The sequence below is a fragment of the Marinobacter mangrovi genome, from assembly GCF_016798325.1.
Classification (GTDB): domain Bacteria; phylum Pseudomonadota; class Gammaproteobacteria; order Pseudomonadales; family Oleiphilaceae; genus Marinobacter_A; species Marinobacter_A mangrovi.
In genome coordinates, this window is the sequence record NZ_JAERVO010000002.1 from 612,486 (window position 1) to 639,250 (window position 26,765).

Here is a 26,765-nt window from a genome sequence, read left to right on the forward strand (position 1 = left end):
AATGCTTCGAGCATTTCTGGAGTTGCCAAGAGTTTACAAGCGGCTGGTGTCCGTTTTTTCGGATGTCTTCTTTCTCGCAGTGGCGCTTTGGGCTGCGTTTGCGTTGAGACTGGAGCAGTCTGCATGGGTTCCCACGAACTCCCAGGTTACGGTCTCTATCTTCACCATTGCCGTCACGATCGTTGTTTTTATCCGCCTTGGCCTATATCGGGCCGTCATCAGATACATGGGCGATAAAGCGTTACTTACGATCATCTATGGGGTGCTCGCGTCCAGTCTTTCACTCATTGTGTTGGGTTATCTTTTTCAGGCATTCGTTCCGCGCTCTGTGCCCGTCATATACGGTGCGTTTGCGTTTATGTTCGTGAGTGGCACGCGGCTGGGTGTCCGTGTGCTTGTCAATCGACCCATTCAGCGAGCCAAAGAGACTGTTGCTATCATCGGTGCGGGCGAGACAGGGATGCAGCTTGCTTCTGCGCTGGAGCAGGGTACAGAGTTCCGTCCTGTCATTTTTGTGACTTTCGATCATGCGAATCACAAGGCAACCATCAATGGCCTGCCTGTCATTGGTATCCAGCATATTGCGAGGGGTGTGGTTGCACACAGGGTCGAGCGAATACTCCTTGCGCTGGACCCCGAATCAAAAATCGATAGAAAACGTCTGCTGAAGCAACTTGAACCTCTTGCGATTCCCGTTCAAACAGTGCCTTCCATGTCCGAACTGGTTTCCGGCATGGCGCGAATCAATGACATCCGGGACCTTGAGATCGAGGATTTGTTGGGACGAGAGCCCATCCGTATTGATAGCTCGCTGATTGAGAACAGCCTCAATCAGTCGTCTGTGCTGGTTACCGGAGCCGGTGGCTCAATCGGGTCGGAGTTATGCCGTCAGATACTGAGGCAGAGGCCCCGCGTGCTGGTGCTTTTCGAGCAGTCCGAGTACTCGCTGTATCAGATAGAAAGAGAGCTGTGCGCTATCAATCAAGTTGAGGGGCTCTCGGTGGAGCTGCATCCCATCCTTGGGAGTGTGTGTCATCGGCGTCGAATGGAGGCCGTTATGAAGGCCTTTGGAGTAAAGACGGTCTACCATGCCGCTGCCTATAAGCACGTCCCGCTCGTCGAGCACAACGTCATTGAAGGTGTGCAAAATAATGTCTTCGGTACGTGGCACACTGCTGAGGCCGCAGTGGCTGCCGGGGTCGATCGTTTCGTGTTGATTTCAACTGACAAGGCTGTTCGGCCAACGAACGTCATGGGAGCCAGCAAGCGCCTGGCGGAACTGGTGCTGCAGGGGCTCGCGGGGCGAGCGGAAAAAACACGTTTTACCATGGTTCGATTTGGCAACGTTCTTGGATCCAGCGGTTCCGTTGTTCCGCTGTTCAGGGATCAGATTCGTGACGGCGGTCCTGTGACTGTGACCCACCCCGATATCATTCGTTACTTTATGACGATCCCGGAAGCGACTCAGCTTGTGTTGCAGGCGGGAAGTATGGGTGAAGGCGGGGAAGTTTTTGTTCTCGATATGGGAGAGCCGGTAAAAATAGTCGATTTAGCCCGTAAGATGATTCGTTTGATGGGGCTGGATGAAAAAAATGAGGCGAATCCTGACGGTGATGTGGAAATCGTATTCAGCGGGCTCAGACCTGGAGAAAAACTTTTTGAAGAATTGTTGATTGGCGACGACCCTCAAGGAACGGCTCACCCTCGCATCATGAAGGCGAGGGAAGCGAGTCTTCCATGGGTGGATGTGAAACACCTGATCGACATGATTCACGAAGCAAGCTTGCAGTTTGATTTGGACAGGATATTTGCGCTTTTGAGAGAGGCGCCTCTTGGCTATTGTCCTAACTGTGAGGTATCAGATCTCGTTGCTGGTAGTCATCGGGAAGATGCGTCCGTGAGAGATGCGCAATTGGAGACCTTTCAGGGGAAGCTTCATTAATCACTAAACATTGAGGCTTGCTCCTTTTGGTGCCTTCCGTACACGTATCAATGGATAAAGACTTAAGTGTCTCCCGTACTGGGTGATTTAGAGGCACCACTGGGCATATAACAGCGATTTAGGCTAAATGAGGGCAGCGGTTTGGAAGAAAATATTGTCTGGCACAACCATCGAATTTCTCGCGCCGAACGCGCTGAAATCAAAAACCAGAAACCGTGTCTCATATGGTTTACCGGATTAAGCGGATCGGGTAAGTCGACAATTGCGAATGCTCTGGATGTGGCTCTCTATCAGCGTGGTTATCACACGTTCCTGCTTGATGGTGATAATGTTCGTCATGGTTTGAACAAGGATTTGGGTTTCTCAGATGATGAGAGGGTAGAGAATATCCGGCGTATTGGAGAGGTGAGCAAGCTGTTTGCTGATGCTGGGTTAATCGTTCTCAGTGCATTTATTTCTCCGTTCACGAGTGACCGTCGGATGGTTCGCAATCTGTTTCCGGCGGGTGAGTTTATCGAAGTCTTCATGAATACGCCTCTGGAAGCCTGTGAAGAGCGCGACCCCAAAGGTTTGTACAAAAAGGCCCGAGCGGGTGAAATTACGCATTTTACCGGCATTGACGCTCCTTACGAATTGCCTTCTCACCCAGAAGTTACTCTGGATACGACTCAATACAGTGTGGACCAATGTGTCGATAAACTTGTCTCATATCTGCGAGATCGAAAGCTGATTCTCGAGTGCTCCGGCGCGGGTTGATTATATGGACTTGGGCGTTGCGCTGACGCTAGGGACACTGTGTGCGGTGTTGCTGGGGCTGACACTGACAAGCGTTTCAGCGGACCTGATAATGATGGGCGCTCTTGTCTTTATCGTTATTTCAGGTGTATTACCTCCTGAAGATGCGCTTGCTGGATTTGCAAATCCCGGAGTGATCACGATAGCGACGCTTTATGTCGTCGCGGCAGGATTAAAGGAAACCGGGGCTGTTCAATGGATTGCACGTATCCTTCTGGGACACCCCGGCTCCATGTATGGCGCTCAAATGAGGATGTTGGCACCGACGAGCGCGCTCAGTGCCTTCATGAACAACACCGCTGTCGTGGCTATGTTTATACCTGCCGTTCAGGATTGGTCGCAACGGCTGCAAATTCCAACCTCCAAACTGCTGATTCCGCTGAGTTATGCTGCCATTCTCGGCGGGACATGCACCCTGATCGGCACCAGTACGAATCTGGTTGTTGATGGCATGCTTCAAAGCTGGCTTGGAATCAACCTCGGGCTCTTCGAGCTTGCCTGGCTGGGTGTGCCTATTGCGATTGTCGGCGGTCTCTATCTAATCTTTGTTGCGCATCGTCTGCTGCCAAATCGTGGTGGACTGAAAGAAGAGCTTGACCAGGTCCGGCAGTACGGTGTGGAGGTTGAAGTCGACGCCAGCGGCCCACTCGTCGGTAAATCTGTTGCTGAGGCAGGTCTCCGGGCTTTGGCTTACGGGTTTTTGACCGAGATTAGTCGTCAGGGAAAGCTGATTACCGCTGTTGATCCTGAACGGACCCTCCATGGAGGGGACAAACTTTATTTTATCGGTGCTCCGGAGTGTGCCAGTGAACTTCGTCGTATTCATGGTTTGAACCCGGCATCCGGCAACGTCTCAAAACTCGATATAGCCAATCACCAGCGCTGCCTGGTCGAGGTCGTTCTGGGACCGGAGTTCCCGGCGTTGGGCGCCACTATTCGTGACTCCAGATTCCGCTCCCGATTCAACGCAGTCATTCTTTCTGTTTCTCGTGAGGGAAGACGGGTTGCCGGTAAGTTGGGCGATATTCAGCTTAAAGTTGGCGATACGCTGTTGCTCGAGGCGAGCCATGAATTTGCCGATCAATACCGATTTAGGCGAGATTTTCTACTCGTCAGCACCTTAAACGATTCAACGCCTCCAGATTTCCAAAAAGCGCCGCTCGCCCTAGGCATTCTATTTGTAATGGTGGCTCTGAGTGCATCGGGTATTTTTTCCATTTTGGAATCCGCCTTTCTTGCGGCGGCAGCGATGATTCTCTCAAGATGCATTACCCCAAGTCGAGCTCGCCGCAGCATAGACTTGCCTGTCTTGATTGTTATTTCGGCGTCATTTGCGCTGGGCAATGCGATGTCTGCTACCGGCGCAGCCAAGCTGATTGCCGACGCGGTACTGCAGTTTGACGGAGTTTCGCCTTGGCTTGCTCTGGTTGTGGTTTATTTGGTTACTGCAGTCTTCACCGAAGTCATTACGAATAATGCCGCCGCAATCCTGATGTTTCCCATTGCTCTGGCCATTTCAGATGCTCTTCAAGCCAGCCCTATTCCTTTTGCAATCGGTGTGATGTTCGCTGCGTCCGCTAGCTTTATTACGCCGCTCGGGTATCAAACCAACCTTATGGTATATGGGCCGGGGCGTTACAGGTTCTCGGATTACTTTAAAGTTGGAGTTCCTCTCTCATTGTTGGTTGGGATGGTCGCCGTGTCTCTCATTCCGGTGATTTGGCCGTTTCAAGGTTAAGCCTGAGTGGCTGTCTTTCTGCCTGAAGGCATCCGATGACGAGCCAATGACTTAAGATCTTTGCGATTAAGCTCAAGATCAGTCGTGAAAATTGGTAAGGCTGCGATGTCCGCCTTGATACGGGTGTTATCGAGGCCTCGGCCGATTGAAATCAGCATGACTCTGTGAAAGTTTCGCTTTTATATGGTTCATACGCTCAACTAAACTGAGCTCCAGAATTGCCCGTTAGCAAAGGAATTGAGAAATGGGAAAAAAAGTTGCTGTGATCGGTCTGGGTTATGTTGGCTTGCCGCTGGCTGCTGCTTTCGGCGGAAAGATGGACGTTGTTGGTTTTGATATCAATCCAAAACGGATCGCTGAACTGCGGAAAGGGCAGGACTATACGCGGGAAGTGTCTACTGCTGAGCTCGCTGAAGCAAAGGGACTTTCGTTTTCAGATTCCGTTGAAGGGATAAGGGACTGTCAGATCTTTATCGTCACGGTCCCTACGCCAATCGACGAATTTAAGTCCCCTGATTTGACACCGCTCGTTAAAGCCAGTGAAACCGTAGGCCAGGTCCTGAAAGCAGGCGATATCGTCATTTATGAATCGACCGTTTATCCCGGAGCAACCGAGGAAGTTTGCGTCCCCATTCTTGAAAGAGACTCTGGGCTCAAATTCAATCGGGATTTCTATGCCGGCTATAGTCCGGAACGGATCAACCCAGGCGATAAAGAACATCGCATAACAAGTATCAAGAAGGTGACTTCAGGATCCACACCTGAGATTGCCAGCGAAATCGACGCGCTATATGGAAGTGTGATTACCGCAGGCACTCACAAAGCCACCTCCATTAAAGTGGCCGAGGCGGCCAAGGTCATCGAGAACACCCAGCGTGACGTCAATATCGCCCTAATGAATGAGTTGGCCATGATCTTCGCACGCCTTGGTCTGGACACTCAGGACGTGTTGGCGGCGGCGGGCACCAAATGGAATTTCCTTCCGTTTAAACCGGGCCTGGTTGGCGGGCATTGTATTGGTGTCGACCCCTATTATCTGACTCACAAGGCACAAGCCGTCGGTCATCATCCGGAAATGATTCTTGCGGGTCGTCGTATGAATGACTCCATGGGCGCTTATGCCGCCTCTGCGCTGGTTAAAGCAATGATCAAGGCCGGGCAGACGATATCCGGGGCTCGCATACTGATTTTGGGCCTGACATTTAAAGAGAATTGCCCGGATTTGCGGAATACGCGCGTTATTGATGTCGTTCGTGAATTGCGGGATTTCGGATGTCAGGTTGATGTCGCCGATGTTTGGGCAAGTAATGAAGAAGCGCAGCACGAGTATGGGATAGCATTGGCGAATCAGCCGGAAGCAGGCGTCTATGAAGGCGTCATACTGGCTGTGCCGCATCGTGATTATATTGAAATGGGTGCGAGTGAAATTCGAACCTATCTGAAACCGGGCGGCATCTTCTTTGATCTGAAGGCTGTATTCGGGAAGTCGGAATCCGATTTACGACTCTGATTTATTGAAGTGCGATATCGGTAATTTCGTGTTCTTGTCGTTTTTACTCGATATTGTCATGAAGCTCAGGTCATATTTCCTCATTTAATTGTCACTGAGGGATTATTGATCTATTATCGCTGTTGTCAGTTTTTGACTCGGCAAAGAACGATATTTCTTTTGCTTTACTTTCCGAATTTACGAATTCAGTTTCAAAGTTGTTTTTGACCAATTAAGGGTAAAATCCATGGCAAAGATCAATGAGTATTACCAGAAAAAACAGCTGATGGATAAGCTTGCAGACGAATTGAAGAAGCTCGAGGAAGACAACGCATTGAAGCGTGAACTTGAGTTTGAAGAAAAGATTCGCGCTCTGATGAAGGACTACAACAAATCCGCCAAGGATGTGTTGCAGGTCCTGGGTGCGATTGATCCGTCAGTGTCTGGCGCCAAAGCCGACGCGGCAGGCTCCTCTCGCCCGAAGCGTCCGCTGAAGACTTATAAAAACCCGCACTCCGGCGAAGTTGTGAAAACCCGCGGTGGTAATCACAAAACGCTGAACGAGTGGCGCGAGAAATACGGTAAGGAAGCCGTACAGGGCTGGCAGCAGGATTAAGCCAGTCGGGCCTCGGCAGTTGAGGTGCCGAGGCCTCGTTTCTTTTAATTTCCGCCGCATTATTTCTCGTTAATAAAACTGTCTTATTGGCTTTTCCGGCCATTTGACCTTCTTCCAAAGAAGCATTGAGTAGCGCTTTTACGTTAGAATCCGATCAAAGTTTCTGACAAGGATGCTCTATGCTAGCCGTCATTCTTTCCGGCGGGTCCGGTACCCGATTGTGGCCGCTATCCCGCGAGGCTTATCCAAAGCAGTTCCTGCCTGTAGTTACAGAAGAGTCGCTTTTGGCCGAAACCATTACGCGTGGTTTGGGGTGTGCCCCGTCGACACGTGTTATGGCGATTACCAATGAAGATCACCGCTTTGTCGTGGCAGCGCATCTGCATGAGCTGGCGGACAAGAAAACCGATGGGATCATTCTCGAACCGGTTGGTCGGAACACGGCGCCGGCAATCGCGCTGGCGGCGCTGGCCGCTGCAGAAAGCGATCCGGAAGAGTTGTTGCTGATCATGCCTTCCGATCACGTCCTTCGTAACCAGCAGGCGTTTGCCGAGGCCGTCGCGGTCGGAGCCAAGGCCGCCGAAAGCGGCAAGCTGGTTACTTTTGGTGTGGTGCCTGCCACGCCTCATACCGGTTATGGCTATATCAAGGCGGGCGACATGGCCGAGGGCTTCGCTCCGGTGGAGGCCTTTGTAGAAAAGCCTGATGAAGCTACGGCTCAATCCTATCTGGATCAGGGCGGCTACTACTGGAACAGCGGTATGTTCCTGTTCCGCGCGGATCGCTATCTCGAAGAATTGGGCAAGCACAACCCGCAAATGCTGGAAGCCTGCCGGAACGCTTATGCCGGCAAACAGTCGGATATGGACTTCGTGCGCGTCGATCGGGAAGCCTTCGAGGCCTGTCCGGATGACTCCATTGACTATGCGGTGATGGAAAAGACCCAGGATGCCGTAGTCGTACCTCTGGACGCCGGTTGGAGTGATGTGGGGTCCTGGTCCGCGCTGTGGGAAATTCAGCCGCGGGATGAGCATGGCAACGTCTGTCGGGGCGATGTCATCACCGAGGACGTATCCGGCTCCTACATCCATTCTGAGGGCCGTCTGATTGCGGCGCTGGGCATCAGTGACCATGTTATCGTCGAGACCGATGACGTGGTCCTGGTGGCGGACCGTAACCGGGTTCAGGATGTGAAGAAGCTCGTCGCCCAGGTGAAGGCCCAGGGGCGCGCCGAGCACCGCTTTCACAAGAAAGTCCATCGGCCCTGGGGAACCTACGAGGGTATTGCGATGGGCGAGCGCTTCCAGGTCAAGCGTATCACCGTCAATCCGGGCGCGTCCCTCTCGCTGCAGAAACACCATCACAGGGCCGAGCACTGGGTCGTGGTCAGTGGGACCGCCAATGTGGTTCGCGGTGACGAGGAGATTCTGCTGACAGAAGATCAGTCCACATACATTCCCGTTGGCCACCGACACCGTCTGACCAATCCTGGAGTCATACCGCTGGAGTTGATCGAGGTCCAGACCGGGAGTTATCTCGGCGAAGACGATATTGTACGGTTCGCCGATACCTACAACCGGGTCTGACCCGCGTTCGTAGCCGGGGTACAGGAGTTAACCGGCTACGAGATCCATTATCCAGTCATACAGGTCAAAGGAGGACCTTATGTCACAATGGCCAAGGAACCGGCCGCAAGCCCCTCGTTCGTCTTCTTCCGGCGCCTCGAGTCGCACTTCCCATCTCACGTTGGCCTCTGTTTCACCGGGGTGGCACGCCTTTGCTGACTCGTTGGCCGTCGCCCTGATGCGCTCGTCGAGAGGAATCGTCTGGTTAAGGGGAGAAGCCGGTTCGGGCAAGACCGAATTGCTGCGGGCTCACATCCCGCATTGGCCATTTCCCTCGGTGTGGATGGACTTGCGGAGAGAGTGTGAGGTGATGGCGAGTCTCGAGCCGGCTGTGCCATCGGGCAATGAGGTGAGTCCGGCCCGGACGGTGTTGATCCTCGATGATATGTCGCCAGACGATCTGCTCTACCTGATGAAAGACCCCCTACATCCGGCGAGCGAGTTGTTGCTGTCTCACCCGGGCCCTGTGCTGTTGTCCAGTCGGGCTTCGGGGCAAGAGGATGCCCAGTCACTGATGGCCCAATCCGGCCGTTCGGTCGACCCCATGGATATGCCGCCCTCTGGAATCGACCACCGGTTGAGCATTATAAGAGGCAAGCAGTCGGCGATTGAGCGCGAATGGCGTGTCGAGATCGACCCTGATGCGTTGCATCGAGCGGCCCGTGGACTTTCGCCCGAAGGGCCGGAGACGCCGGGTGGTTCGTTGCGTTGGCTGTCTGCGGCGGCGGCGCGTGTGGCGATGGTGGCCGAGCGGGGCGATCCGGCGTTGCGAAGTGTCGAGGCGCGTATCGAAGATCTTAACCGGGCCTTGTTATTGGCTCAGGCCCGCGGTGGCGACGTTGACTCGTTGGAGTACGACATCCGTCTGGCGGAGATCGAGCGGGCGGCGTACAGCGTCGACTGGCATGAAAAGGCGCGCCGCGGTGATTTGCGGACGGTGCGGGCTGTCGATGTGGAGCGGGAGATTGCCGCGGCACGTGGGGCAACGTTCAATGACGGCGGCCCGGATGTGCTGTGTCGGCAACCCCGGTGTTGTCCCGCACCAATTGCCGAAGACAGCTAGCTGCGGCATTATGGCCGGATTTGGCGTTTCTCGGTGCTGCGAGAGCGGTCGTTCTCGTGCCGTCGCATTGAGCGTCGTTATTCGAAGGTTTGATGTCCCGCTATGAACGATCTGGAAATTTACGTGCGTGAACTGGATACAGCCCGGCTGGAAACCTGGCTGGCCGAATCCCTGGATGGCCTGGCGATGGCCGCTGTCGGCAGTGTCGGTGTTGCTAAAGGTAAGGGCTATTATCAGGGCGTGCCGGTACGCGTTTCGTTATACCCCGGTGCCTTTTCCAAACATTTCACCAGCGTCGTACTGGAAGGCGACGAGCTGCCATGGCGTTCGGATCTGGACTGTGCCCGTAATGCCTGGCGTCGTCTTGACGTGGAAGTTCGGTGCAGCCCGGGCGACTGGAAGGAAGGGGATCCCGTGCAGGATGAAAAATGGTGGCGACTGGATCACCGGGGCGAGCAGATGGTGAACTGGAATTGAATGGCCTGAGGTAAATGGGAATCCCGAGCCACGTCGGGATTCCCATGGATTTGCAGTCGTTTCCGTCAGTCTTCCAGGATGCTGACGTTGTCCGCCTGCAGACCTTTGTCGGCCTGAACGACGTTGAAGCGCACCAGTTGGCCCTGGCGCAGAACGCGACGACCGCGGCCGCGAATGGCGCGGAAGTGGACGAAGACCTCATCACCGCTTTCGCGGACAATAAAGCCAAAGCCTTTCTTCACATTGAACCACTTAACGGTTCCTTCCTCATTGCCTTCCGGCCCGAAATCATCCTCCATGCCATCGCTGGCGGGACGGTCATTCTGGCTGCCGCTGGCGGATTTGCTTTGGGTCAGCGCCACGGCCAGGAAGCCGGCGATGCCAAACAGGATCAGGGCGATCACGTAGGCGGCGATACCTTGCGCGCTGCCGAGCACAAAGGTGGGGTTGTCGGCGACATCATTGGTGCCCGATTGCGACAGGATCTGGAAAAGTTCCGGTGTAAAGGTGACCAGGAAAAAGGCCAGGACGAACGGGGCCGGAATAGCGATCAGCAGGGCTACCAGAATCGCTTTCTGTGGATTACGCATTGGACGACTTATTCTCCCATCAATCGATCAATCAAAAACATAAGGGCGCCTGAATCACGTAAAATAGGGGCTCAGGCGTAACAAAATGCAGAGGTTCCAGGCGACCACAGTAGCCGGATTGGCCGGGTAGCCCATCTGCAAGCGCAGCATCATAACAGATCAGTCTGTGGACGACCCACCCCAGAGCAGGAGTTCCGTCACATGAATTGGGAAGAACTGGAAGCACGAATGGTGGAACTGGAAACCCGTGTGGCCTTCCAGGACGACGTGATAGCCACCCTGAGCGACCAATTGTCACGTCAGGAGATCGACATGCGGGAGCTTTGGGAGGCCAAGAGGCTGCTCAAGAAACAGTTGGAAGCGGTGTCGCCCTCCAACATCAAGCGGGAAGAGGAAGAAGCGCCACCACCGCATTATTGAGGTTGCGCGGGATTTTGCGGGCACCTGGCGGCGCCTCAGAAGCGAAAGCATCTGCTACATGCTCGAGTTGGCTGACCAATGTAGCCGATGCTTCAGCGGGGTAGTTGGGCTGACACAGGAAGCCCAACAAACCGGGTTTACGGCCAATCTCATTCAATACCGGCCAAGCCGGTTTTTAAAACCCAAGCGCTAGGCATGTCCGCGATAACGGGAACATCCGGTGCCCACTTCTTGTTGGGCTTCCTGTGTCAGCCCAACCTACCGGATCGCGGCCGTGATCACCGGCGTTTATTTAGCCAACAACCGCACCAGAATCTCTTCATAGATCGCCGACAACGTATCCAGGTCGTCGGCCTTCACGCACTCATCGATCTTGTGGATCGTTGCATTCACCGGGCCCAACTCCACGACCTGGGCGCCCGTCGGAGCAATAAAGCGACCGTCAGAGGTGCCGCCGGACGTTGAGAGCTCCGTCGGCTCGCCGGTAACGGCCTGGATTGCCTCGCTGGCCGCATCAACCAGGGAGCCCCGGTCGGTCAGGAACGGCTGGCCGCTCAGGTGCCACTGCAGGTCGTATTTCAATCCGTGGCTGTCCAGGATCTCGATCACGCGCTGCTGCAGGCTGTCCGCGGTGTTCTCGGTGCAGTAGCGGAAGTTGAAGTGAACGGTCAGTTCGCCTGGAATCACATTGCTGCCGGTGCCGGCTTCGACCTTGGTGATCTGGAACGTGGTGGCAGGGAAGAATGCATTGCCTTCGTCCCACTGCGTCCGGGCCAGCGCGTCCAGTGCCGGAGCCGCCGTGTGAACCGGATTTTCGGCCAGGTGAGGGTAGGCCACATGACCCTGGATGCCGTGTACGGTCAAGTAGCCGTGCAGCGACCCCCGTCGGCCGTTCTTAATGATGTCGCCCACCCGATGCGTGCTGGATGGCTCGCCGATCAGGCACCAGTCCATCTTTTCGTTGCGGGCTTCCAGGGCTTCGACCACTTTGACGGTGCCATCATGGGCCGGACCTTCCTCATCGCTGGTAATCAGCAGCGCAATCGAACCCTTATGATCCGGATGCTGGGCGACAAAGCGTTCGCAGGCCGTCACAAAGGCCGCCAGGCTGCCTTTCATATCGGCGGCTCCCCGACCATACAAATAGCCATCCCGGATCGCCGGCTCGAACGGCGCCTGTGACCAGTTCTTTTCCGGACCGGTCGGGACCACATCGGTATGACCGGCGAACGCCAGCACGGGCCCTTCCTTTCCACGACGCGCCCAGAGGTTCTGGACCTCGCCAAAGTTCATGGCTTCACCCTCAAAACCCAGCGGGGAAAGGTGTTGCATCATCAGCGCCTGGCAATCTGCGTCATCGGGGGTGACGGATCGGCGGCGAATCAGTTCGATGGCGAGTTCGAGGGTGGGGGATAGGGACATGCGGGTCTCTTGGGTTGGTTGGATCTGCGGGTTATTGGATTAACCGAATGTTTAGTACGGGCCGTGGCTTCTTGCGAGAGGCCGGTAGGTTGGGCTGACGAAGGAAGCCCAACAATTCTCGACTTGCAGCCGGTTGGATGCCATCCGCGTTCATAGCGGAAACTGTTTGCGTTCAGTACCTTAGGGCGCTCACCCCGTTGGGCTTCCTTCGTCAGCCCAACCTACGGTGATTTAGCGCCCCTCCGGCAAACAATCAATTATTCGCGTGCAACGCCTCGTTCAGTTCGATCGCGGTCTTGTTGGTCTTGCACTCCACCGCGCCGTTCTGGGAGTTGCGGCGGAACAACAGGTCCGGCTTGCCGGCCAGGTCCCGCGCCTTGACCGTCTGAACCACCTCGTTCTTGTCGTCCAGCACAGCAACCTTGGTGCCGGCGGTGATGTACAGGCCGGCTTCAACGGTGGTGCGGTCGCCCAGCGGAATGCCGATGCCGGCATTCGCGCCGATCAGGCAGTTCTCGCCGACGGCGATGATGATGTTGCCGCCACCGGACAGGGTGCCCATGGTCGAGCAGCCACCGCCCAGGTCTGATCCTTTGCCAACCATGACTCCGGCGGAGATCCGGCCTTCGATCATGCTGGTGCCTTCGGTACCGGCGTTGAAGTTGATGAAGCCCTCGTGCATGACGGTGGTGCCTTCGCCCACGTAGGCGCCCAGGCGAACCCGGGCGGTATCCGCGATACGAACGCCGCGCGGCACCACGTAGTCGGTCATCTGCGGGAATTTGTCGACGGACTTCACTTCCAGCAGGCGGTCTTCCGTCCGGGCATCCATCTGGCGGTCAGCCAGCTCGTTCAGATCAATCGCGCCCTCGCTGGTCCAGGCCACGTTGGGCAGCAGGCCGAAGATGCCGTCCAGCTTGAGTCCGTGCGGCTTAACCAGGCGATGGGAGATCAGGTGCAGCTTGAGGTAGACTTCCGGGGTGCTGGAGGCGGTGTCGTCGGTATCCAGCAGTGTGACGACGGCCGGGCGTTTGCTGCCGGCGGCTTTCTCGGCCAGGCGGGCCTGGTCGTCCTGTCCGGCGCTGCGCAGGGCCTCTGCAAACTGGGTTAGCTGTGCTGCATCGGCTTCAATAGCCTGGTTGCCGCCCTGATATCCCAGCGTGTTGGATGCGATTTCCCGGATGGTCGCCTCCGGCATATACAGGGGCTTCTGGTAAAACGTTTCCAGCCACTCGCCCTTGCTGTTCTGGGTGCCGATGCCGATGCCGAATGCGAAACTCATGGGGTTAATGCTCCTTGATCAGTAAACGGTTGCTTCGGGCGCCGCGAGGCGCCCGGATTATCCTGAAACGGGATCTGAAAATAGGTTTCAGCCGATGAGGCGGGTCCAGTCGTCGGCCTTGAAGCCGACATGAATCTGGCCTTTCAGCTCAACGACAGGCCGCTTGATGATGGACGGATTCTCCATCATGACTGCCAGCGCGGAATCGCGGTCTATGTTATCACGAACGTCATCCGGCAGCTTGCGCCAGGTAGTGCCGCGGCGGTTCAGCAGGATTTCCCAGCCCACCTGTTTTTCCCAGCTGGCCAGCCGATCCTCGTCAACGCCTTCCTTCTTGAAATCGTGGAAGGTGTAGCTCTGGTCAGCGTTGTCCAGAAACTTGAGGGCTTTCTTGACCGTATCGCAGTTTTTGATGCCGTAGATGTCCATGGGCCTTACTGCTCCTGAATGAAGGTACGGATGCGTTCGGCGGCCTCGATGCATTCGGCCAGCGGTGCAACCAGCGCCATACGGATTCGGTTTTCCCCTGGGTTTCGTCCGTTCACGTCGCGGGACAGGTAGCGTCCCGGCAGTACATGAACGTTCTGCTGGGCCGCCAGGTCACGGGCGAAGATGTCATCGGCGAAGGGTGTCTCTGGCCACAGGTAGAAGCCGGCATCCGGGGCCGATACGCGCATCACCTCGGACAGGATGGGCACTACCGCATCGAATTTCTCGCGATAGGCGGCGCGATTTTCCCGGACGTGATCTTCATCCTGCCAGGCGGCGATGCTGGCCAGTTGGTGCTGGATCGGCATGGACGAGCCGTGATAGGTGCGGTAGCGCAGGTATTCCTTGAGCACTTGGGCGTCGCCAGCCACGAAGCCCGAACGCAGGCCCGGCAGGTTGCTGCGTTTCGACAGACTGTGGAAGACAATGCAGCGCGCATAGTCATCGCGACCGATAGCGGCGCAGGTCTGAAGCAGGCCTTCCGGGGGATTGTTCTCGTCCGGATAGAGTTCGGAATAGCACTCATCCGAAGCAATCAGGAAATCGTGCCGGTCAGCCAGCTCGATCAGCCGCTTGAGCGTATCCCGGGGAATGACGCTGCCGCTCGGGTTACCCGGCGAGCACAGGTACAGGATCTGGCAGCGATCCCAGACCTCGCTGGTCACCGCTTCGAAATCCGGGATGAAATGATTGTCCGCCTCGCAGGGCAGGAAATGCGGCTCGGCGCCAGCGAGAAACGCGGCCCCCTCATAGATCTGGTAGAACGGGTTGGGCATAACCACTTTCGCACCCGGAATGGGGTTCACGACGGCTTGGGCGAGGGAGAAGATGGCCTCCCGCGTGCCGTTTACGGGAATGATGTGATCGGCTGCTGTCAGCGTGCCCGGCGTCAGCTCAAAGCGTGCCGTGGCCCAGTCGGCGATGGTCTGGCGCAGCTCTTCCATCCCTTTGGTCGTCGGGTAGTTGGCCAGACGGTCCAGGTTGTCACGCACCACGTCCTTTACGAACGAGGGCGCGGCGTGCTTGGGCTCACCAATGCCCAGGGCGATCGGTGCGAGCGACGCGGGCGGCGTGATGCCGGCCTTGAGTTGCGCCAGTTTCTCAAACGGGTAGGGATGAAGACGGTCGAGATTCGGATTCATGCTTGGTTCTCTGGGAAAATTTAGACGCCCACGCTCTCGTCCAGCTGGCGGCACAGGTCGTCCTGTAAGGCCTGGCAGACGACAGGGTCACTGAGCGGTGCACCTTCCTCGTCGGTGACGAAGAACACGTCTTCGACTCGCTCGCCCAGCGTAGCGATCTTGGCGTTGGTCAGCCGAACGTTGTTTTCCAGAAGGATGCTGCCGATACGTGCCAGCAGGCCGGGGCGGTCCGGTGTGATGACTTCCATAACGGTCCGCTGGTTCACCGTGTCATTGGAGAAGGTGACCTGGGTCGGGAACGAGAAGTGCTTGAGCTGTCGCGGTGTGCGGCGATGGATGATGTCCGGGTAATCCTCGGGATCGTCCAGCTCCTCAATCAGGCGCTGGCGAACCCGTTCCTTGCGCGCCTGGTCCTTGCCCAGCGGCTGGCCCTGTTCATCCAGCACCACGTAGGCGCTGATGGAATAAGGGCCGTCGCTGCTGCTGATGCGGGCGTCAACGATGTTGAGGTTAAGTTGTTCGAGCACGGCGGTTGTGGCCGCGAAGAGAGCTGCCCGGTCTTTCATGTAGATCACGATCTGCGAAAAGCCATCGGTTGGCCCGCCGCGGGTATCGCGGATCATGACCAGCGGATCGGGATCGTTGCCGTGACGGATAATGGCGGCGGTCTGCCAGGCGATGTCGACGGTGGAATCCTGCAGGAAGTAGTCCTCGTCCATCACATCCCAGATGGCATCGATCTGCTCGTCGGTAATGTTCTGGGCCAGCAGGATTTCCCGGGCCTCGGATTGGGTGGCCTTGATCCACTCGTTGCGGTCCACCGGTGTCTCTGACCCCCGGCGCAGGGCTCGCTTGGCCTCGATGTAGAGCTGGCGCAGCAGGGAGGCGCGCCAGGTATTCCAGAGTTTCGGATTGGTCGCGCTGATGTCGCAAACCGTCAGCACGTACAGATAGTCCAGGTGCACCTGACTGGGCACGGCCCGGGCGAAGGCGTGGATGATGTCCGGGTCGGAGATGTCCTTGCGCTGGGCGGTCATCGACATCAGGAGGTGGTTTTCCACGAGCCAGGCAATCAGGTGGGTGTCCCGTTGGCTCAGGTGATGGCGGTCGCAAAAGTCGATGGCTTCCTCGGCGCCCAGTTCCGAGTGGTCGCCGCCGCGGCCCTTGGCGATGTCGTGGTACAGGCCGGCAATATAGAGGTTTTCCAGCTTGGGCAGGCGATGCACCAGGCGTGAGGCGAGCGGGAAGTTGGAGAGTGCCTCGTCGCCACTCATCTGCACCATATTGCGGATCACCCTAAGGGTGTGGGCGTCGACCGTGAATATATGGAACAGGTCGTACTGCATCTGCCCGATAATAGCCCCGAATTCGGGCAGGTAACGGCCCAGCACGTTGTACTTCTTCATGAAGGACAGGGTCTGGTCGAGGGCGTGCGGTGTGCGCAGCAGCTCCATGAACAATGTGGTGACCGCGAGGTCGGAGCGGAACGCGTCGTCGATCAAATGACGGTGGGCCCGCAGGGATCGGATGGTGGTTGCCCGGATACCGCGGATGGTCGGGTTCTGGGCCATCAGTACGAAGATTTCCATCAGCGCATAGGGCGCGTACGCAAAGACCTGATTGTTGATGGCCTCGATGTAACCGTTACGGATCTGGAAGCGCTTGTTGATCGGGTGGATGTCGTCGTTCCCGTCGGAGCCCAGGATCGCCTCGTCGTAGTACTGCAGGATCACGTCCGTCAGCTCCGCCAGGGCCAGGACCGTGCGGTAATACTCCTGCATCATGATTTCCACGCCCAGGCGTTTGCCTTTGTCGTGGTATCCGAGCATCTCGGCCAGGGCGCGCTGGTGGTCGAACAGCAGGCGGTTTTCGTTGCGGTCGGCGATCAGTTGTAAGCCGTAGCGAAGGCGCCACAGGAAGTTCTCGCCGTTGAGGATGATCTGGTATTCCTCCTCGGTGAGAATGCTGAACCGGGTCAGGTCGGCAATGGACTCCAGGCCAAAGTGGCGCTTGGTGATCCAGCCGATGGTCTGGATGTCCCGCAAGCCGCCGGGCGAGCCCTTGATGTTGGGCTCCAGGTTGTACTCGGTGTCGCCGTATTTTTCGTGGCGACGGCGTTGTTCTTCCCGCTTGGCGATGAAATAGGCTCGATCGGCGCTGACGTCGTCTGAGTAGACCTGCTCCGAAAGGGTCGCACGCAGGCTGTCCGGACCGGCGATGGTGCGGGTTTCCAGCAAGTTGGTGAGGATAGTGACGTCGTCCCGCGCCGCTGCCTTGCTTTCCTCGATGCTGCGGACGCTGTGGCCGATATCCAGGCGCAGATCCCAAAGCAGGGTAATAAAGCTGGTCAGGTCCTCCTGCCATGCTTCGTGGACCTGGTCGCGCGTGAGAATGAGCAGGTCGATATCCGAATGGGGATGGAGTTCCCCGCGGCCATAACCCCCGACGGCAATCAGGGCAATATCGTCCGATGCGGCAAACTCGTAACGACTCCACAGCAGGGCCAGTATGCGATCGACCGAAAGCGCCCGGGCCATGACCAGTTCACGGACATCAGCGCCGTTACGAAACGCCTGGGCGTGGGTCTCGAAAGTGGCCTTCAGGGCTTGCCTGGCCGGCCCGATCGGTGAAGGCGCTTCGGCGATCTGGGCTTCCAGACTGGCTGTATCAAGGACGTCGGCTGTCGCCATGGTAGTCGTGGCCTCGGCGGCTAATGGCAGGCCGGGCAACCCGGCCTGAGACACTATAGGGCAGGATCGGGTTGCTCTGCTGGCTTAAAACGTCTCGTCCGAGCGCTTCGTCAGCACTTCGTGGCCATCGGCTGTTACCAGGATGGTGTGCTCCCACTGGGCTGACAGCTTGTGATCCTTGGTGACCACGGTCCAGCCATCCGGTAGCAGTTTGCAGTGGTACTTGCCCTGGTTGATCATTGGCTCAATGGTAAAGGTCATGCCTTCCTGCAGCTCGAATCCGGTGCCTGGACGGCCATAATGCATGACCTGAGGCTCCTCGTGGAAGACGCGCCCGATGCCATGCCCGCAATAGTCGCGAACGACCGAATAACGGCTTTTCTCCGCGTGCTGCTGGATGACATGGCCGATATCGCCAAGACGGGTGCCCGGGCGGACAAGCTCGATCCCTTTATAGAGGCATTCCTGGGTAATGCGCACGAGTCGTTCCGCCGCAATTTTAGGTTCGCCTACGAAGAACATCTTGCTGGTGTCGCCGTGGAACTCGTCTTTGATCACCGTGACGTCAATATTCAACGTATCGCCGTTCTTGAGCACCTTCTTTTCGCTCGGAATGCCATGGCAGACGACATGGTTGACGGACGTGCAGATCGATTTTGGAAAGCCCTTGTAGTTCAGGGGCGCCGGGATAGCCTTCTGGACATTGACAATATAGTCATGGCAAATGCGGTCCAGTTCTTCAGTGGTTACGCCGGGCTTGACGTGTTCACCGATCATCTCCAGCACGTCGGCGGCCAGGCGACCGGCCACACGCATCTTTTCAATTTCCTCAGGGGTCTTGATCGATACCTGCATCAGTAAGGCTTTCCTTCACACGGATTAAGCGCCCATTTTAGGGAGGTGCCACGGATGGTACAAGGCAACGCTTTCTAATTGGACCATATGCCCGCTCTATATAGGGATCATTATAAGGCCTTGATCTTCGGCAAGTGCGTAGTGCGTTAATGAAAAACAAGTGGCGTATTTGGGTGCTCATATGGTATAAACGCGCCCGCTGAAGCCATTGTCCGGACGCTTGTTCAGGTAGTGATCAGCAAAAAACACACATGTGTCGACACGTTGACCCAGGGTGCTTGTCAGGATCGGATCCTGCGGGTTGGGCAATTGGACACGTGGAGGACTAACCCAAAGTTTGAAAGGTATTGATCATGGCACAAGTCAACATGCGTGACCTGCTCAAGGCAGGCGCTCACTTCGGTCACCAGACTCGTTACTGGAACCCGAAAATGTCGAAGTTCATCTTCGGCGCCCGCAACAAGATTCATATCATCAACCTGGAACAGACTGTTCCGGCCATGGACGAAGCGCTGAACTTCATCCGTCAGCTGGCCGAGAACAAGAACAAGATCCTGTTCGTTGGCACCAAGCGCGCCGCGGCCAAGATCATCAAGGAAGAGGCTCAGCGCGCCAACCAGCCGTACGTCAACCATCGCTGGTTGGGCGGTATGCTGACCAACTACAAGACGATCCGTCAGTCCATCCGTCGCTACCGTGATCTGGAAACCCAGAGCCAGGACGGTACCTTCGACAAGCTGACCAAGAAGGAAGCGCTGGAGCGCACCCGTGAGATGGACAAGCTCGAGCGCAGCATCGGCGGTATCAAGGACATGGGCGGCCTGCCGGACGCACTGTTCGTGATTGACGTGGACCACGAGCGCATCGCCATCAAGGAAGCCAACAAGCTGGGCATCCCGGTTATCGGCGTTGTCGATACCAACAGCGATCCGGACGGCGTCGATTACGTGATCCCGGGTAACGACGATGCGATCCGTGCGATTCAGATCTACGTGAAAGCCGTTGCCGATACCTGCCTCGAAGCGAGCCAGGGTGGCACCGGTGCTGATGAGTTCGTTGAAGTCAGCGAAGAAGACGCACCGGCTGCTGAATAAGGCGGTGCAACCGGCTGATTCAGATTCAGCGACGAAAAAGGGGGGCTGAGTCCCCCTTTTTTGTAAGGGTTGCAGGTGCTCGCAATGACACAGGGTCGACCGCATGCATACCCGGTCGGCCCCGCGAATTAAAGAGGTGGCGCCCAACCACGGGTGTCATTGACCGGATATTGAAACGAGAGGATTGAACATGGCTGCTATTACCGCTGCAATGGTCAAAGAGCTGCGTGAGCGCACGGGTCTGGGCATGATGGAGTGCAAGAAAGCACTGGTTGAAGCCGAGGGCAGTGTTGAAAACGCGATTGAAGAGCTGCGCAAGTCTTCCGGCCTGAAAGCGGCCAAGAAGGCCGGCCGTACTGCGGCTGAAGGTGTTGCCGTGCTGAGCGTTGCCGACGACAACAAGAGCGCTACGTTGCTGGAAGTGAACTCCGAGACTGACTTCGTCGCACGTGACGATAACTTCATGACTTTTGCCAACGAAGTTCTGGAAGTTGCGGTCAAGACCGGTGAGACTGACGTGGCCAAGTTGATGGAAGGCGATCTGGAAGGCAAGCGTGAAGCGCTGGTCCAGAAGATCGGTGAGAACATCACCGTTCGTCGCATCCTGAAGATCGAAGGCGACGTGGTCGATGGCTACGTTCACAGCAACAGCAAGATTGCTTCTGTTGTGGCCCTGACCGGCGGTAACGCTGAAACGGCACGTGACATCGCCATGCACGTCGCAGCCGTTAACCCGCGGGTTGGCAAGCCGGACGAAATGCCGCAGGACGAAGTCGAGAAAGAGAAGGACATCATCCGCGCGCAGCCGGACATGGAAGGCAAGCCGGAGGAAATCGTCGAGAAGATGATGACCGGCCGGATCAACAAGTTCCTGAAGGAAAACAGCCTCGTGGAACAGCCTTTCGTGAAGAACCCGGATCAGACCGTCAAGGCGCTGCTGAAAGAGCAGGGTGCCGAACTGGCCGGTTTCATCCGTCTGGAAGTCGGTGAAGGCATCGAGAAAGAAGAAGTGGATTTCGCTGCAGAAGTGGCTGCAGCGGCAGGTACTGGCAAGGCCTGATCCCGCTTCTGCAAGCCGCGTCGCGCGCCGTTCCGGCGGCGCCGCCGCGGGTTGCATCCGGAACGGTCTGACGTCGGGCCGTTCCGGATGCAACCCTGACCCTGATAACGTCTGCGACGGCGAGCTTCGGCGGCGACAGGCGTTGTCGACCGTCAAGTCATCGTTCACGCCATTAGGGGAACCCTCGCCATGCCGAAACACTCGCAGTCCCAGCCCAAATACAAACGTGTCCTTCTCAAGCTCAGCGGCGAAGCCCTGATGGGTGAGCAGGATTTCGGCATTGACCCCAAGGTCCTTGATCGCATGGCGCTGGAAATCGGCGCATTGATCGGTATTGGTGTCCAGGTGGGGCTGGTCATCGGCGGGGGTAACCTGTTCCGGGGCGCCGCGCTCAACGCAGCGGGTATGGATCGGGTGACCGGCGACCATATGGGCATGCTGGCAACCATGATGAACGGACTGGCAATGCGGGATGCGTTGGAACGCTCCAACATCCGCACGCGTGTTATGTCCGCCATTCCGATGAGTGGTATTGTCGAGCATTACGACCGTCGCCGGGCCGTGCGCGACCTGAAAGACGGCGACGTGGTGATTTTCTGTGCCGGTACCGGGAACCCCTTCTTCACGACGGATTCGGCGGCGTGTCTGCGGGGCATCGAGATCGATGCCGACGTCGTTCTCAAGGCGACCAAGGTCGACGGCGTTTACTCCGCCGATCCGGTCAAGGATCCCTCGGCTGAGAAATACGAAAGCCTGACCTATGATGAAGTGCTCGACAAAAAGCTCGGCGTCATGGATCTCACTGCCATTTGCCTGTGCCGCGACCAGGGTATGCCGGTTCGCGTGTTCAACATGAACAAGTCCGGCGCGCTGACCCGTATCGTGGTGGGCGAGGCAGAAGGTACACTGATTGAATAAGGCTCGACCGAGCCTGAACACGCATTTTCCGGGCAACGGACTGAATTGAGGAATTCAAAGTGATCAACGAAATCAAGTCAGACGCCGAAAAGCGCATGAAGAAGAGTCTGGACGCGCTGCACTCGGCCTTCAACAAGATCCGCACCGGCCGCGCGCATCCGGCCATCCTGGACAGCGTCACGGTCAACTACTACGGCCAGGAAACCCCGCTGAAGCAGGTGGCTGCGGTCAACGTTGAAGATTCCCGTACGCTGGCGGTTGCCCCGTGGGAGAAGAACATGGTCCCGGCCATCGAAAAGGCCATCATGATGTCTGACCTGGGCCTGAACCCGGCCAGCAATGGCGATATTATCCGCGTGCCCATGCCGATGCTGACCGAGGAAAGCCGTCGTGAGCTGGTCAAACAGGCCAAGGCGGACGCCGAGCACGGTCGCGTTTCCATCCGTAACGCACGGCGTGACGCGAATAACGACCTGAAAGAACTGCTCAAGGAAAAGGACATCACCGAAGACGAAGAGCGTAAGGGCGAGGAAGAGGTCCAGAAGCTGACCGACCGCTACATCGCTGAAGTCGAAAAGATGCTCAAGAGCAAGGAAGACGACCTCATGGAGGTCTGATTCCTGTTCTGGAATTTACCGGGGGCGACCGGGGACAATGATCCCGGCGCCCCCGTGACGTATCAGGGGAAGGCATGACGGAAAGTCTATCCGCCAACATACCGGTGACGGCGGCCTCAACGCCGCGGCATGTGGCCATCATTATGGATGGCAACAATCGCTGGGCGAAGCTGCGCCGGCTGGCGGGAGTCGCGGGTCACAAGGCCGGCGTCAACGCAGTGCGCTCGACGGTCGAGACCTGCGCCCGGAATGGCGTCGAAGTGCTGACGCTGTTTGCATTCAGCAGCGAGAACTGGCGGCGGCCCAAGGATGAAGTATCGGCGCTGATGCGTCTGTTTCTGATGGCTCTGGAACGCGAAGTCCGTAAGCTGCATCGCAACAACATCCGCTTGCGCATTATCGGCGATCGCTCCGCGTTCAACGACAAGCTGCAGGAGCACATGGCCCGGGCAGAAGAATTGACGGCCGGGAACACGCGTATGACGCTGGTGATCGCCGCCAACTATGGCGGGCACTGGGATATTACCCAGGCGGCACAGTCGCTGGCGCGGGACGTCCAGAATGGCCTACTGCAACCGGGCGACATCACCGACGAGCACCTGCAAAAGCGGCTGTGCATTGGTGATCTGCCCATGCCTGACCTGCTGATCCGTACCGCCGGAGAGCAGCGCATCAGCAATTTCCTGTTGTGGCACCTTGCGTACACCGAATTCCACTTTTCCAACGTGTTCTGGCCGGATTTTGACGAGCGGGAGATGCTCGCGGCACTGGAGGCCTATGCCGGCCGCAAGCGTCGCTTCGGTCAGACGGACGATCAACTGGAGAAGGCCGCCGCGACTGGCTCCGAATCCAAATAAATAACAAGAGCGAGCCCTGTTGTGCTCAAAACACGTGTCATCACAGCCCTCATCCTGGCTCCGATCGCCATTGGATGTATTTTTTTCCTGCCACCACTGGGCTTTGCCCTGTTTACCGGGATCATCATTTCCATCGGTGCCTGGGAGTGGGCCAACATGGCCGGCATGACGGCCGGTCCCGCCCGCATTGGCTATGCCCTCGCCACTGCACTGGTTCTTTTCCTGTTGTTGCAAAGCACGGCGCTGACCGTCCTGGTGCTGGCGGTGATCTGGTGGGTCGTTGCCCTGTTGTTGGTACGGGCCTATCCGGGCGGCAGTCAGCAATGGCAGCCGGTTCCGGTCAGGGCGCTCATGGGCGGGCTGGTGCTCGTCCCCGCATGGGTCGGTCTGAACCAGTTGCGCTCCGGAGATTTTCATCTGGCCAATGCGGATAATAATCTGCTTCTGTTGCTCTACGTCTTTTGCGTGGTTTGGGTGGCAGATATCGGCGCCTATTTTGCGGGTCGCGCTTTCGGCAAGGCCAAGCTCGCCCCCCGGGTCAGTCCCGGGAAGTCCTGGGCCGGCGTCTGGGGCGGGCTGGTCGCTGTGGCGGCGCTGTCTTTGATTGTGAGCCTGGTGATTGGTTGCAGCGCCACCGAAACGGGACTGCTGCTGGTCGTCAGTCTCATTACCGGGGCGGTGTCGGTGCTTGGGGATTTGCTTGAAAGCATGCTCAAGCGCTTCCGGGGCATCAAGGACAGCAGTCAGTTGTTGCCCGGTCACGGTGGTATCATGGACCGCATTGATAGCCTGACCGCGGCCATCCCCGTCTTTGCCCTGTGTATTACCCTGCTGGGCTGGCTTCAGGTCAGTCCGATTGCATGAACCTGCTGGGGGCACCATGCGTCACGTAACCGTCCTGGGCGCGACGGGCTCAATCGGCCTGAGCACGCTCGATGTCATCGCCCGCCATCCGGATCGTTTTCGTGTGTTCGCGCTGACGGCCTGCCGTCAGGTCGACAGCATGCTTGAGCTGTGCCGGCGGTATCGGCCGCGCTATGCCGTCATGGCTGACCCTGAGGCCGCTGTGCGGCTTCAACAACAGGTGCCGGCGGCTTGGCAGGTTGAGGTTCTATCCGGGCCAGAGGGGCTGGTCGCTGTCGCTGATGCGGATGACAGCGATACCGTTATGGCGGCGATCGTCGGCGCGGCCGGGCTTGAGCCGACACTGGCTGCCGTGCGCGCCGGCAAACGGGTGCTGCTGGCCAATAAGGAAGCGCTGGTCATGTCCGGCGCCCTGTTTATGGATGCGGTGGCCGAGAGCGGGGCGGAGTTGCTACCGATCGACAGCGAACACAACGCGATTTTCCAGTGCCTGCCGCCGCACCAGGTGCGTGATTTCCAGGGAGCTGGCGTCCGTCGGGTATTGCTGACCGCCTCTGGTGGCCCGTTCCGCGAAACGCCGGCGGACGCCCTGGTTGATGTGTCTCCCGAGCAGGCTTGCGCCCATCCCAACTGGAGTATGGGGCAGAAGATTTCGGTGGATTCGGCCAGCCTGATGAACAAGGGGCTGGAGTTGATCGAAGCCTGCTGGCTGTTCAATACCCGGCCGTCGCAAATTGAGGTGCATGTGCATCCGGAAAGCATCATCCACTCCATGGTGGAGTATGTGGATGGCTCGGTGCTGGCCCAGTTGGGAAGCCCCGATATGCGTACACCGATCGCCAATGGGCTGGGCTGGCCGGAGAGGATTGATGCCGGTGTCGCTCCTCTGGACCTGTTTGCCCTTGGGCGCTTTCATTTCGAGCGGCCGGACTTGCAGCGTTTCCCCTGCCTGCGGCTGGCAGCGGAGGCGTTTGAATGCGGCGGTACCGCGCCAGCCGTTCTGAATGCGGCCAATGAAGAGGCGGTGGCTGCCTTCCTGCGTCGTGAGATCCGTTTTACCGATATTCCGGCCGTGATTGAATCGGTTCTGTCGTCGTTGCCGGCGGTTGCCGCGGACGGTTTTTCCGTTATCTTCGAAAAAGATCGTGAATCCCGGGCCTTCGCTGCGGAACAGATTCGCAGACGCGCGGTCTCAGTGTCTGGCCTCAAGTAAGGTCGGTCTCCTGGCGGATGTCTTTCCCGAGGCGTCCAGCCGATATAAAGAGGCGTGTGACGACGGGCATCGTCACGGTCGGAGTCTGCCCCAGGCAGGTCGGCCTTAACCTGGTTTGAATCCGGAGCAACATGCAGTTTATTGAATCAGCGCTTGCGCTCATCGTGACCCTGGGCATCCTGGTCACCATCCACGAATACGGGCACTTCTGGGTGGCCCGCCGGTGTGGCGTGAAGGTATTGCGGTTTTCTGTCGGCTTCGGCAAGCCCATGTTTTCCCGGTACGACCGGCACGGCACCGAGTTTGCGGTGGCCGCCATTCCGCTGGGCGGCTACGTCAAGATGCTGGATGAGCGGGAAGGGCCGGTGCCCGATGATCAGCTCGACCAGGCCTTCACCCGGAAGTCCCCCGGCAAGCGCATCGCCATTGCCGCCGCCGGTCCTGCCGCCAATTTCCTGTTTGCCATCTTCGCCTACTGGTTGTTGAGCGTCGTGGGCGTCACCACAGTCGCGCCGGTGGTGGGGGACGTCAAACCGGGCAGTGTGGCCGAACGCATGGGGTTGTCGCCCGGCATGGAAATCATCAGCGTCGACGGCGAGCCGGCAGCCAACTGGCGCGACATCGGCGCCTCGTTACTGGAACGTGCCGGTGAATATGGCCAGGTTCGCATGACCGTCCGGGAAGATGGCGGGACCAGCGAGCATTCGGCCGATCTCCAGGGCTGGCGGTTGGATCAGGATGAACCCAATCCGATCGACCTGTTTGGTATCGCGCCATACCGCCCGGATGTGCCAGCGGTGCTGGGCCAGGTTATGGAGGGTGGCCGTGCACAAGCGGCTGGTCTGAAGGCCGGCGATCATATCGAAGCGGTTAACGGTACACCGGTGGAGGATTGGTTCGCTCTGGTCAAGAAGATCCAGGCGTCGCCCGAGAAAACACTGACATTGACGCTGACGCGTGATGGGCAGGAGCGGCAGGTGGATGTCACGCCTGCAAGACACGAAACCGAGGACGGTCAGGTGATTGGTCTGGTCGGTGCCGGGGTCAAGCCGGTCGACTGGCCGGACGACATGATGCGGAATACCCGATACGGTGTCCTGGCAGCTATTCCGCATGCGGTGGGTGAGACCTGGGGGGACACCCGCCTGACTCTGATCGCCATCAAGAAAATGGTGACCGGGTTGCTGTCTTTGAATAATCTCAGCGGCCCCATTACCATTGCCCGCGTTGCCGAGCAAAGCGTGAGCTCCGGGTTCGAGGATTTCATCCAGTTCCTGGCGTATCTGAGCGTGAGCCTTGGCGTGCTGAACCTGTTGCCGGTTCCCGTTCTGGACGGCGGCCATATTCTCTTCTACAGCCTGGAGGCCATCCGGCGCAAACCGCTCTCCGAGCAGGTGCAGGCGGCCGGAGTGAGAATAGGGATGGCCATGATCCTGACATTGATGGTCTTTGCTCTTTACAACGACCTGATGCGGTTGTGAGAATCACGACCTTCCGTACGCGCATA

At 57.6% G+C, this 26,765-nt stretch carries 24 protein-coding genes; 17 read left to right on the forward strand and 7 right to left on the reverse strand.

Annotated elements, in window-relative coordinates:
* Position 1 precedes the first annotated feature (1 nt).
* The 8 genes from JL474_RS08870 (at position 2) to JL474_RS08905 (ending at position 9,745) form a co-directional block, all read left to right on the forward strand.
* Positions 2-1,942, forward strand: a complete 1,941-nt coding sequence (locus JL474_RS08870; protein ID WP_203141762.1) for a polysaccharide biosynthesis protein — start codon at positions 2-4, stop codon at positions 1,940-1,942.
* A 141-nt stretch (positions 1,943-2,083) separates the two neighbouring features.
* The gene (gene cysC, locus JL474_RS08875; RefSeq protein WP_203141763.1) at positions 2,084-2,698 is read left to right on the forward strand and encodes an adenylyl-sulfate kinase; all 615 of its coding nucleotides are present in this window, start codon (positions 2,084-2,086) and stop codon (positions 2,696-2,698) included.
* 4 nt (positions 2,699-2,702) lie between these two features.
* Positions 2,703-4,475 (forward strand): SLC13 family permease, encoded by a 1,773-nt coding sequence (locus tag JL474_RS08880; protein WP_203141764.1) that lies wholly within the window; start codon positions 2,703-2,705, stop codon positions 4,473-4,475.
* A gap of 244 nt (positions 4,476-4,719) precedes the next feature.
* Positions 4,720-5,985 carry a Vi polysaccharide biosynthesis UDP-N-acetylglucosamine C-6 dehydrogenase TviB gene (gene tviB, locus JL474_RS08885; RefSeq protein WP_203141765.1) on the forward strand — a complete coding sequence of 422 codons (1,266 nt, stop codon included), beginning with the start codon at positions 4,720-4,722 and terminating at the stop codon, positions 5,983-5,985.
* A gap of 226 nt (positions 5,986-6,211) precedes the next feature.
* A complete protein-coding gene (locus JL474_RS08890) occupies positions 6,212-6,580 on the forward strand; it encodes a histone-like nucleoid-structuring protein, MvaT/MvaU family (protein ID WP_203141766.1) in 369 nt (122 codons plus the stop codon).
* 179 nt (positions 6,581-6,759) lie between these two features.
* Positions 6,760-8,166, forward strand: coding sequence for a mannose-1-phosphate guanylyltransferase/mannose-6-phosphate isomerase (locus JL474_RS08895; protein ID WP_203141767.1), 1,407 nt, complete (start codon positions 6,760-6,762; stop codon positions 8,164-8,166).
* A 349-nt stretch (positions 8,167-8,515) separates the two neighbouring features.
* Positions 8,516-9,268: a hypothetical protein gene (locus JL474_RS08900; RefSeq protein WP_203141768.1), complete on the forward strand. Its 753-nt coding sequence runs from the start codon at positions 8,516-8,518 to the stop codon at positions 9,266-9,268.
* 102 nt (positions 9,269-9,370) lie between these two features.
* Positions 9,371-9,745 carry a hypothetical protein gene (locus JL474_RS08905; RefSeq protein WP_203141769.1) on the forward strand — a complete coding sequence of 125 codons (375 nt, stop codon included), beginning with the start codon at positions 9,371-9,373 and terminating at the stop codon, positions 9,743-9,745.
* 65 nt (positions 9,746-9,810) lie between these two features.
* On the opposite strand, the gene JL474_RS21710 is transcribed toward JL474_RS08905, so the two are convergent.
* Entirely contained in the window at positions 9,811-10,335 is a 525-nt protein-coding gene (locus tag JL474_RS21710; RefSeq protein WP_328797803.1) for a cold-shock protein, read from the reverse strand.
* A 201-nt stretch (positions 10,336-10,536) separates the two neighbouring features.
* Here JL474_RS21710 and JL474_RS08915 point away from each other — a divergent pair, with 201 nt between their 5' ends.
* The gene (locus JL474_RS08915) at positions 10,537-10,755 is read left to right on the forward strand and encodes a SlyX family protein (RefSeq protein WP_123635000.1); all 219 of its coding nucleotides are present in this window, start codon (positions 10,537-10,539) and stop codon (positions 10,753-10,755) included.
* Between the two features lie 288 nt (positions 10,756-11,043).
* On the opposite strand, the gene dapE is transcribed toward JL474_RS08915, so the two are convergent.
* The 6 genes from dapE to map form a co-directional block, all read right to left on the reverse strand.
* Positions 11,044-12,177 carry a succinyl-diaminopimelate desuccinylase gene (dapE, locus tag JL474_RS08920; RefSeq protein WP_203141770.1) on the reverse strand — a complete coding sequence of 378 codons (1,134 nt, stop codon included), beginning with the start codon at positions 12,175-12,177 and terminating at the stop codon, positions 11,044-11,046.
* Positions 12,178-12,430: 253 nt separating this feature from the next.
* A complete protein-coding gene (gene dapD / locus JL474_RS08925) occupies positions 12,431-13,468 on the reverse strand; it encodes a 2,3,4,5-tetrahydropyridine-2,6-dicarboxylate N-succinyltransferase (protein ID WP_407944053.1) in 1,038 nt (345 codons plus the stop codon).
* 78 nt (positions 13,469-13,546) lie between these two features.
* Positions 13,547-13,888: an ArsC family reductase gene (locus JL474_RS08930; RefSeq protein ID WP_203141772.1), complete on the reverse strand. Its 342-nt coding sequence runs from the start codon at positions 13,886-13,888 to the stop codon at positions 13,547-13,549.
* 5 nt (positions 13,889-13,893) lie between these two features.
* On the reverse strand, positions 13,894-15,090 hold the full coding sequence (dapC, locus tag JL474_RS08935) for a succinyldiaminopimelate transaminase (RefSeq protein ID WP_203141773.1): 1,197 nt from the start codon (positions 15,088-15,090) through the stop codon (positions 13,894-13,896).
* Between the two features lie 20 nt (positions 15,091-15,110).
* On the reverse strand, positions 15,111-17,780 hold the full coding sequence (locus JL474_RS08940; RefSeq protein WP_123634995.1) for a [protein-PII] uridylyltransferase: 2,670 nt from the start codon (positions 17,778-17,780) through the stop codon (positions 15,111-15,113).
* An 84-nt stretch (positions 17,781-17,864) separates the two neighbouring features.
* The gene (map, locus tag JL474_RS08945) at positions 17,865-18,635 is read right to left on the reverse strand and encodes a type I methionyl aminopeptidase (protein WP_123634994.1); all 771 of its coding nucleotides are present in this window, start codon (positions 18,633-18,635) and stop codon (positions 17,865-17,867) included.
* A 353-nt stretch (positions 18,636-18,988) separates the two neighbouring features.
* On the opposite strand from map, the gene rpsB reads away from it, so the two are divergent.
* From rpsB to rseP, 8 genes are all read left to right on the forward strand, one after another.
* Complete coding sequence (gene rpsB / locus JL474_RS08950; RefSeq protein ID WP_123634993.1) at positions 18,989-19,729, forward strand: 30S ribosomal protein S2; 741 nt, start codon at positions 18,989-18,991, stop codon at positions 19,727-19,729.
* A gap of 190 nt (positions 19,730-19,919) precedes the next feature.
* On the forward strand, positions 19,920-20,789 hold the full coding sequence (gene tsf, locus JL474_RS08955; RefSeq protein ID WP_123634992.1) for a translation elongation factor Ts: 870 nt from the start codon (positions 19,920-19,922) through the stop codon (positions 20,787-20,789).
* Positions 20,790-20,978: 189 nt separating this feature from the next.
* A complete protein-coding gene (gene pyrH / locus JL474_RS08960; RefSeq protein ID WP_123634991.1) occupies positions 20,979-21,707 on the forward strand; it encodes a UMP kinase in 729 nt (242 codons plus the stop codon).
* Positions 21,708-21,766: 59 nt separating this feature from the next.
* A complete protein-coding gene (frr, locus tag JL474_RS08965) occupies positions 21,767-22,324 on the forward strand; it encodes a ribosome recycling factor (protein ID WP_123634990.1) in 558 nt (185 codons plus the stop codon).
* Positions 22,325-22,398: 74 nt separating this feature from the next.
* Complete coding sequence (gene uppS / locus JL474_RS08970; RefSeq protein WP_123634989.1) at positions 22,399-23,181, forward strand: polyprenyl diphosphate synthase; 783 nt, start codon at positions 22,399-22,401, stop codon at positions 23,179-23,181.
* Positions 23,182-23,202: 21 nt separating this feature from the next.
* On the forward strand, positions 23,203-24,045 hold the full coding sequence (locus JL474_RS08975; RefSeq protein ID WP_203141774.1) for a phosphatidate cytidylyltransferase: 843 nt from the start codon (positions 23,203-23,205) through the stop codon (positions 24,043-24,045).
* A 16-nt stretch (positions 24,046-24,061) separates the two neighbouring features.
* Positions 24,062-25,258 carry a 1-deoxy-D-xylulose-5-phosphate reductoisomerase gene (gene ispC, locus JL474_RS08980; protein ID WP_203141775.1) on the forward strand — a complete coding sequence of 399 codons (1,197 nt, stop codon included), beginning with the start codon at positions 24,062-24,064 and terminating at the stop codon, positions 25,256-25,258.
* 131 nt (positions 25,259-25,389) lie between these two features.
* Entirely contained in the window at positions 25,390-26,739 is a 1,350-nt protein-coding gene (gene rseP, locus JL474_RS08985) for an RIP metalloprotease RseP (RefSeq protein ID WP_203141776.1), read from the forward strand.
* Positions 26,740-26,765 lie beyond the last annotated feature (26 nt).

Bases quoted from the DNA above. Each gene is read 5' to 3' on its own strand.
- JL474_RS08870 (WP_203141762.1), top strand. From the start codon at position 2: ATGCTTCGAGCATTTCTGGAGTTGCCAAGAGTTTACAAGCGGCTGGTG.
- JL474_RS08880 (WP_203141764.1), top strand. From the start codon at position 2,703: ATGGACTTGGGCGTTGCGCTGACGCTAGGGACACTGTGTGCGGTGTTG.
- tviB (WP_203141765.1), top strand. From the start codon at position 4,720: ATGGGAAAAAAAGTTGCTGTGATCGGTCTGGGTTATGTTGGCTTGCCG.
- JL474_RS08890 (WP_203141766.1), top strand. From the start codon at position 6,212: ATGGCAAAGATCAATGAGTATTACCAGAAAAAACAGCTGATGGATAAG.
- JL474_RS08895 (WP_203141767.1), top strand. From the start codon at position 6,760: ATGCTAGCCGTCATTCTTTCCGGCGGGTCCGGTACCCGATTGTGGCCG.
- JL474_RS08900 (WP_203141768.1), top strand. From the start codon at position 8,516: ATGGCGAGTCTCGAGCCGGCTGTGCCATCGGGCAATGAGGTGAGTCCG.
- JL474_RS08905 (WP_203141769.1), top strand. From the start codon at position 9,371: ATGAACGATCTGGAAATTTACGTGCGTGAACTGGATACAGCCCGGCTG.
- JL474_RS21710 (WP_328797803.1), bottom strand. From the start codon at position 10,335: ATGCGTAATCCACAGAAAGCGATTCTGGTAGCCCTGCTGATCGCTATT.
- JL474_RS08915 (WP_123635000.1), top strand. From the start codon at position 10,537: ATGAATTGGGAAGAACTGGAAGCACGAATGGTGGAACTGGAAACCCGT.
- dapE (WP_203141770.1), bottom strand. From the start codon at position 12,177: ATGTCCCTATCCCCCACCCTCGAACTCGCCATCGAACTGATTCGCCGC.
- JL474_RS08930 (WP_203141772.1), bottom strand. From the start codon at position 13,888: ATGGACATCTACGGCATCAAAAACTGCGATACGGTCAAGAAAGCCCTC.
- dapC (WP_203141773.1), bottom strand. From the start codon at position 15,090: ATGAATCCGAATCTCGACCGTCTTCATCCCTACCCGTTTGAGAAACTG.
- JL474_RS08940 (WP_123634995.1), bottom strand. From the start codon at position 17,780: ATGGCGACAGCCGACGTCCTTGATACAGCCAGTCTGGAAGCCCAGATC.
- map (WP_123634994.1), bottom strand. From the start codon at position 18,635: ATGCAGGTATCGATCAAGACCCCTGAGGAAATTGAAAAGATGCGTGTG.
- rpsB (WP_123634993.1), top strand. From the start codon at position 18,989: ATGGCACAAGTCAACATGCGTGACCTGCTCAAGGCAGGCGCTCACTTC.
- tsf (WP_123634992.1), top strand. From the start codon at position 19,920: ATGGCTGCTATTACCGCTGCAATGGTCAAAGAGCTGCGTGAGCGCACG.
- pyrH (WP_123634991.1), top strand. From the start codon at position 20,979: ATGCCGAAACACTCGCAGTCCCAGCCCAAATACAAACGTGTCCTTCTC.
- uppS (WP_123634989.1), top strand. From the start codon at position 22,399: ATGACGGAAAGTCTATCCGCCAACATACCGGTGACGGCGGCCTCAACG.
- ispC (WP_203141775.1), top strand. From the start codon at position 24,062: ATGCGTCACGTAACCGTCCTGGGCGCGACGGGCTCAATCGGCCTGAGC.
- rseP (WP_203141776.1), top strand. From the start codon at position 25,390: ATGCAGTTTATTGAATCAGCGCTTGCGCTCATCGTGACCCTGGGCATC.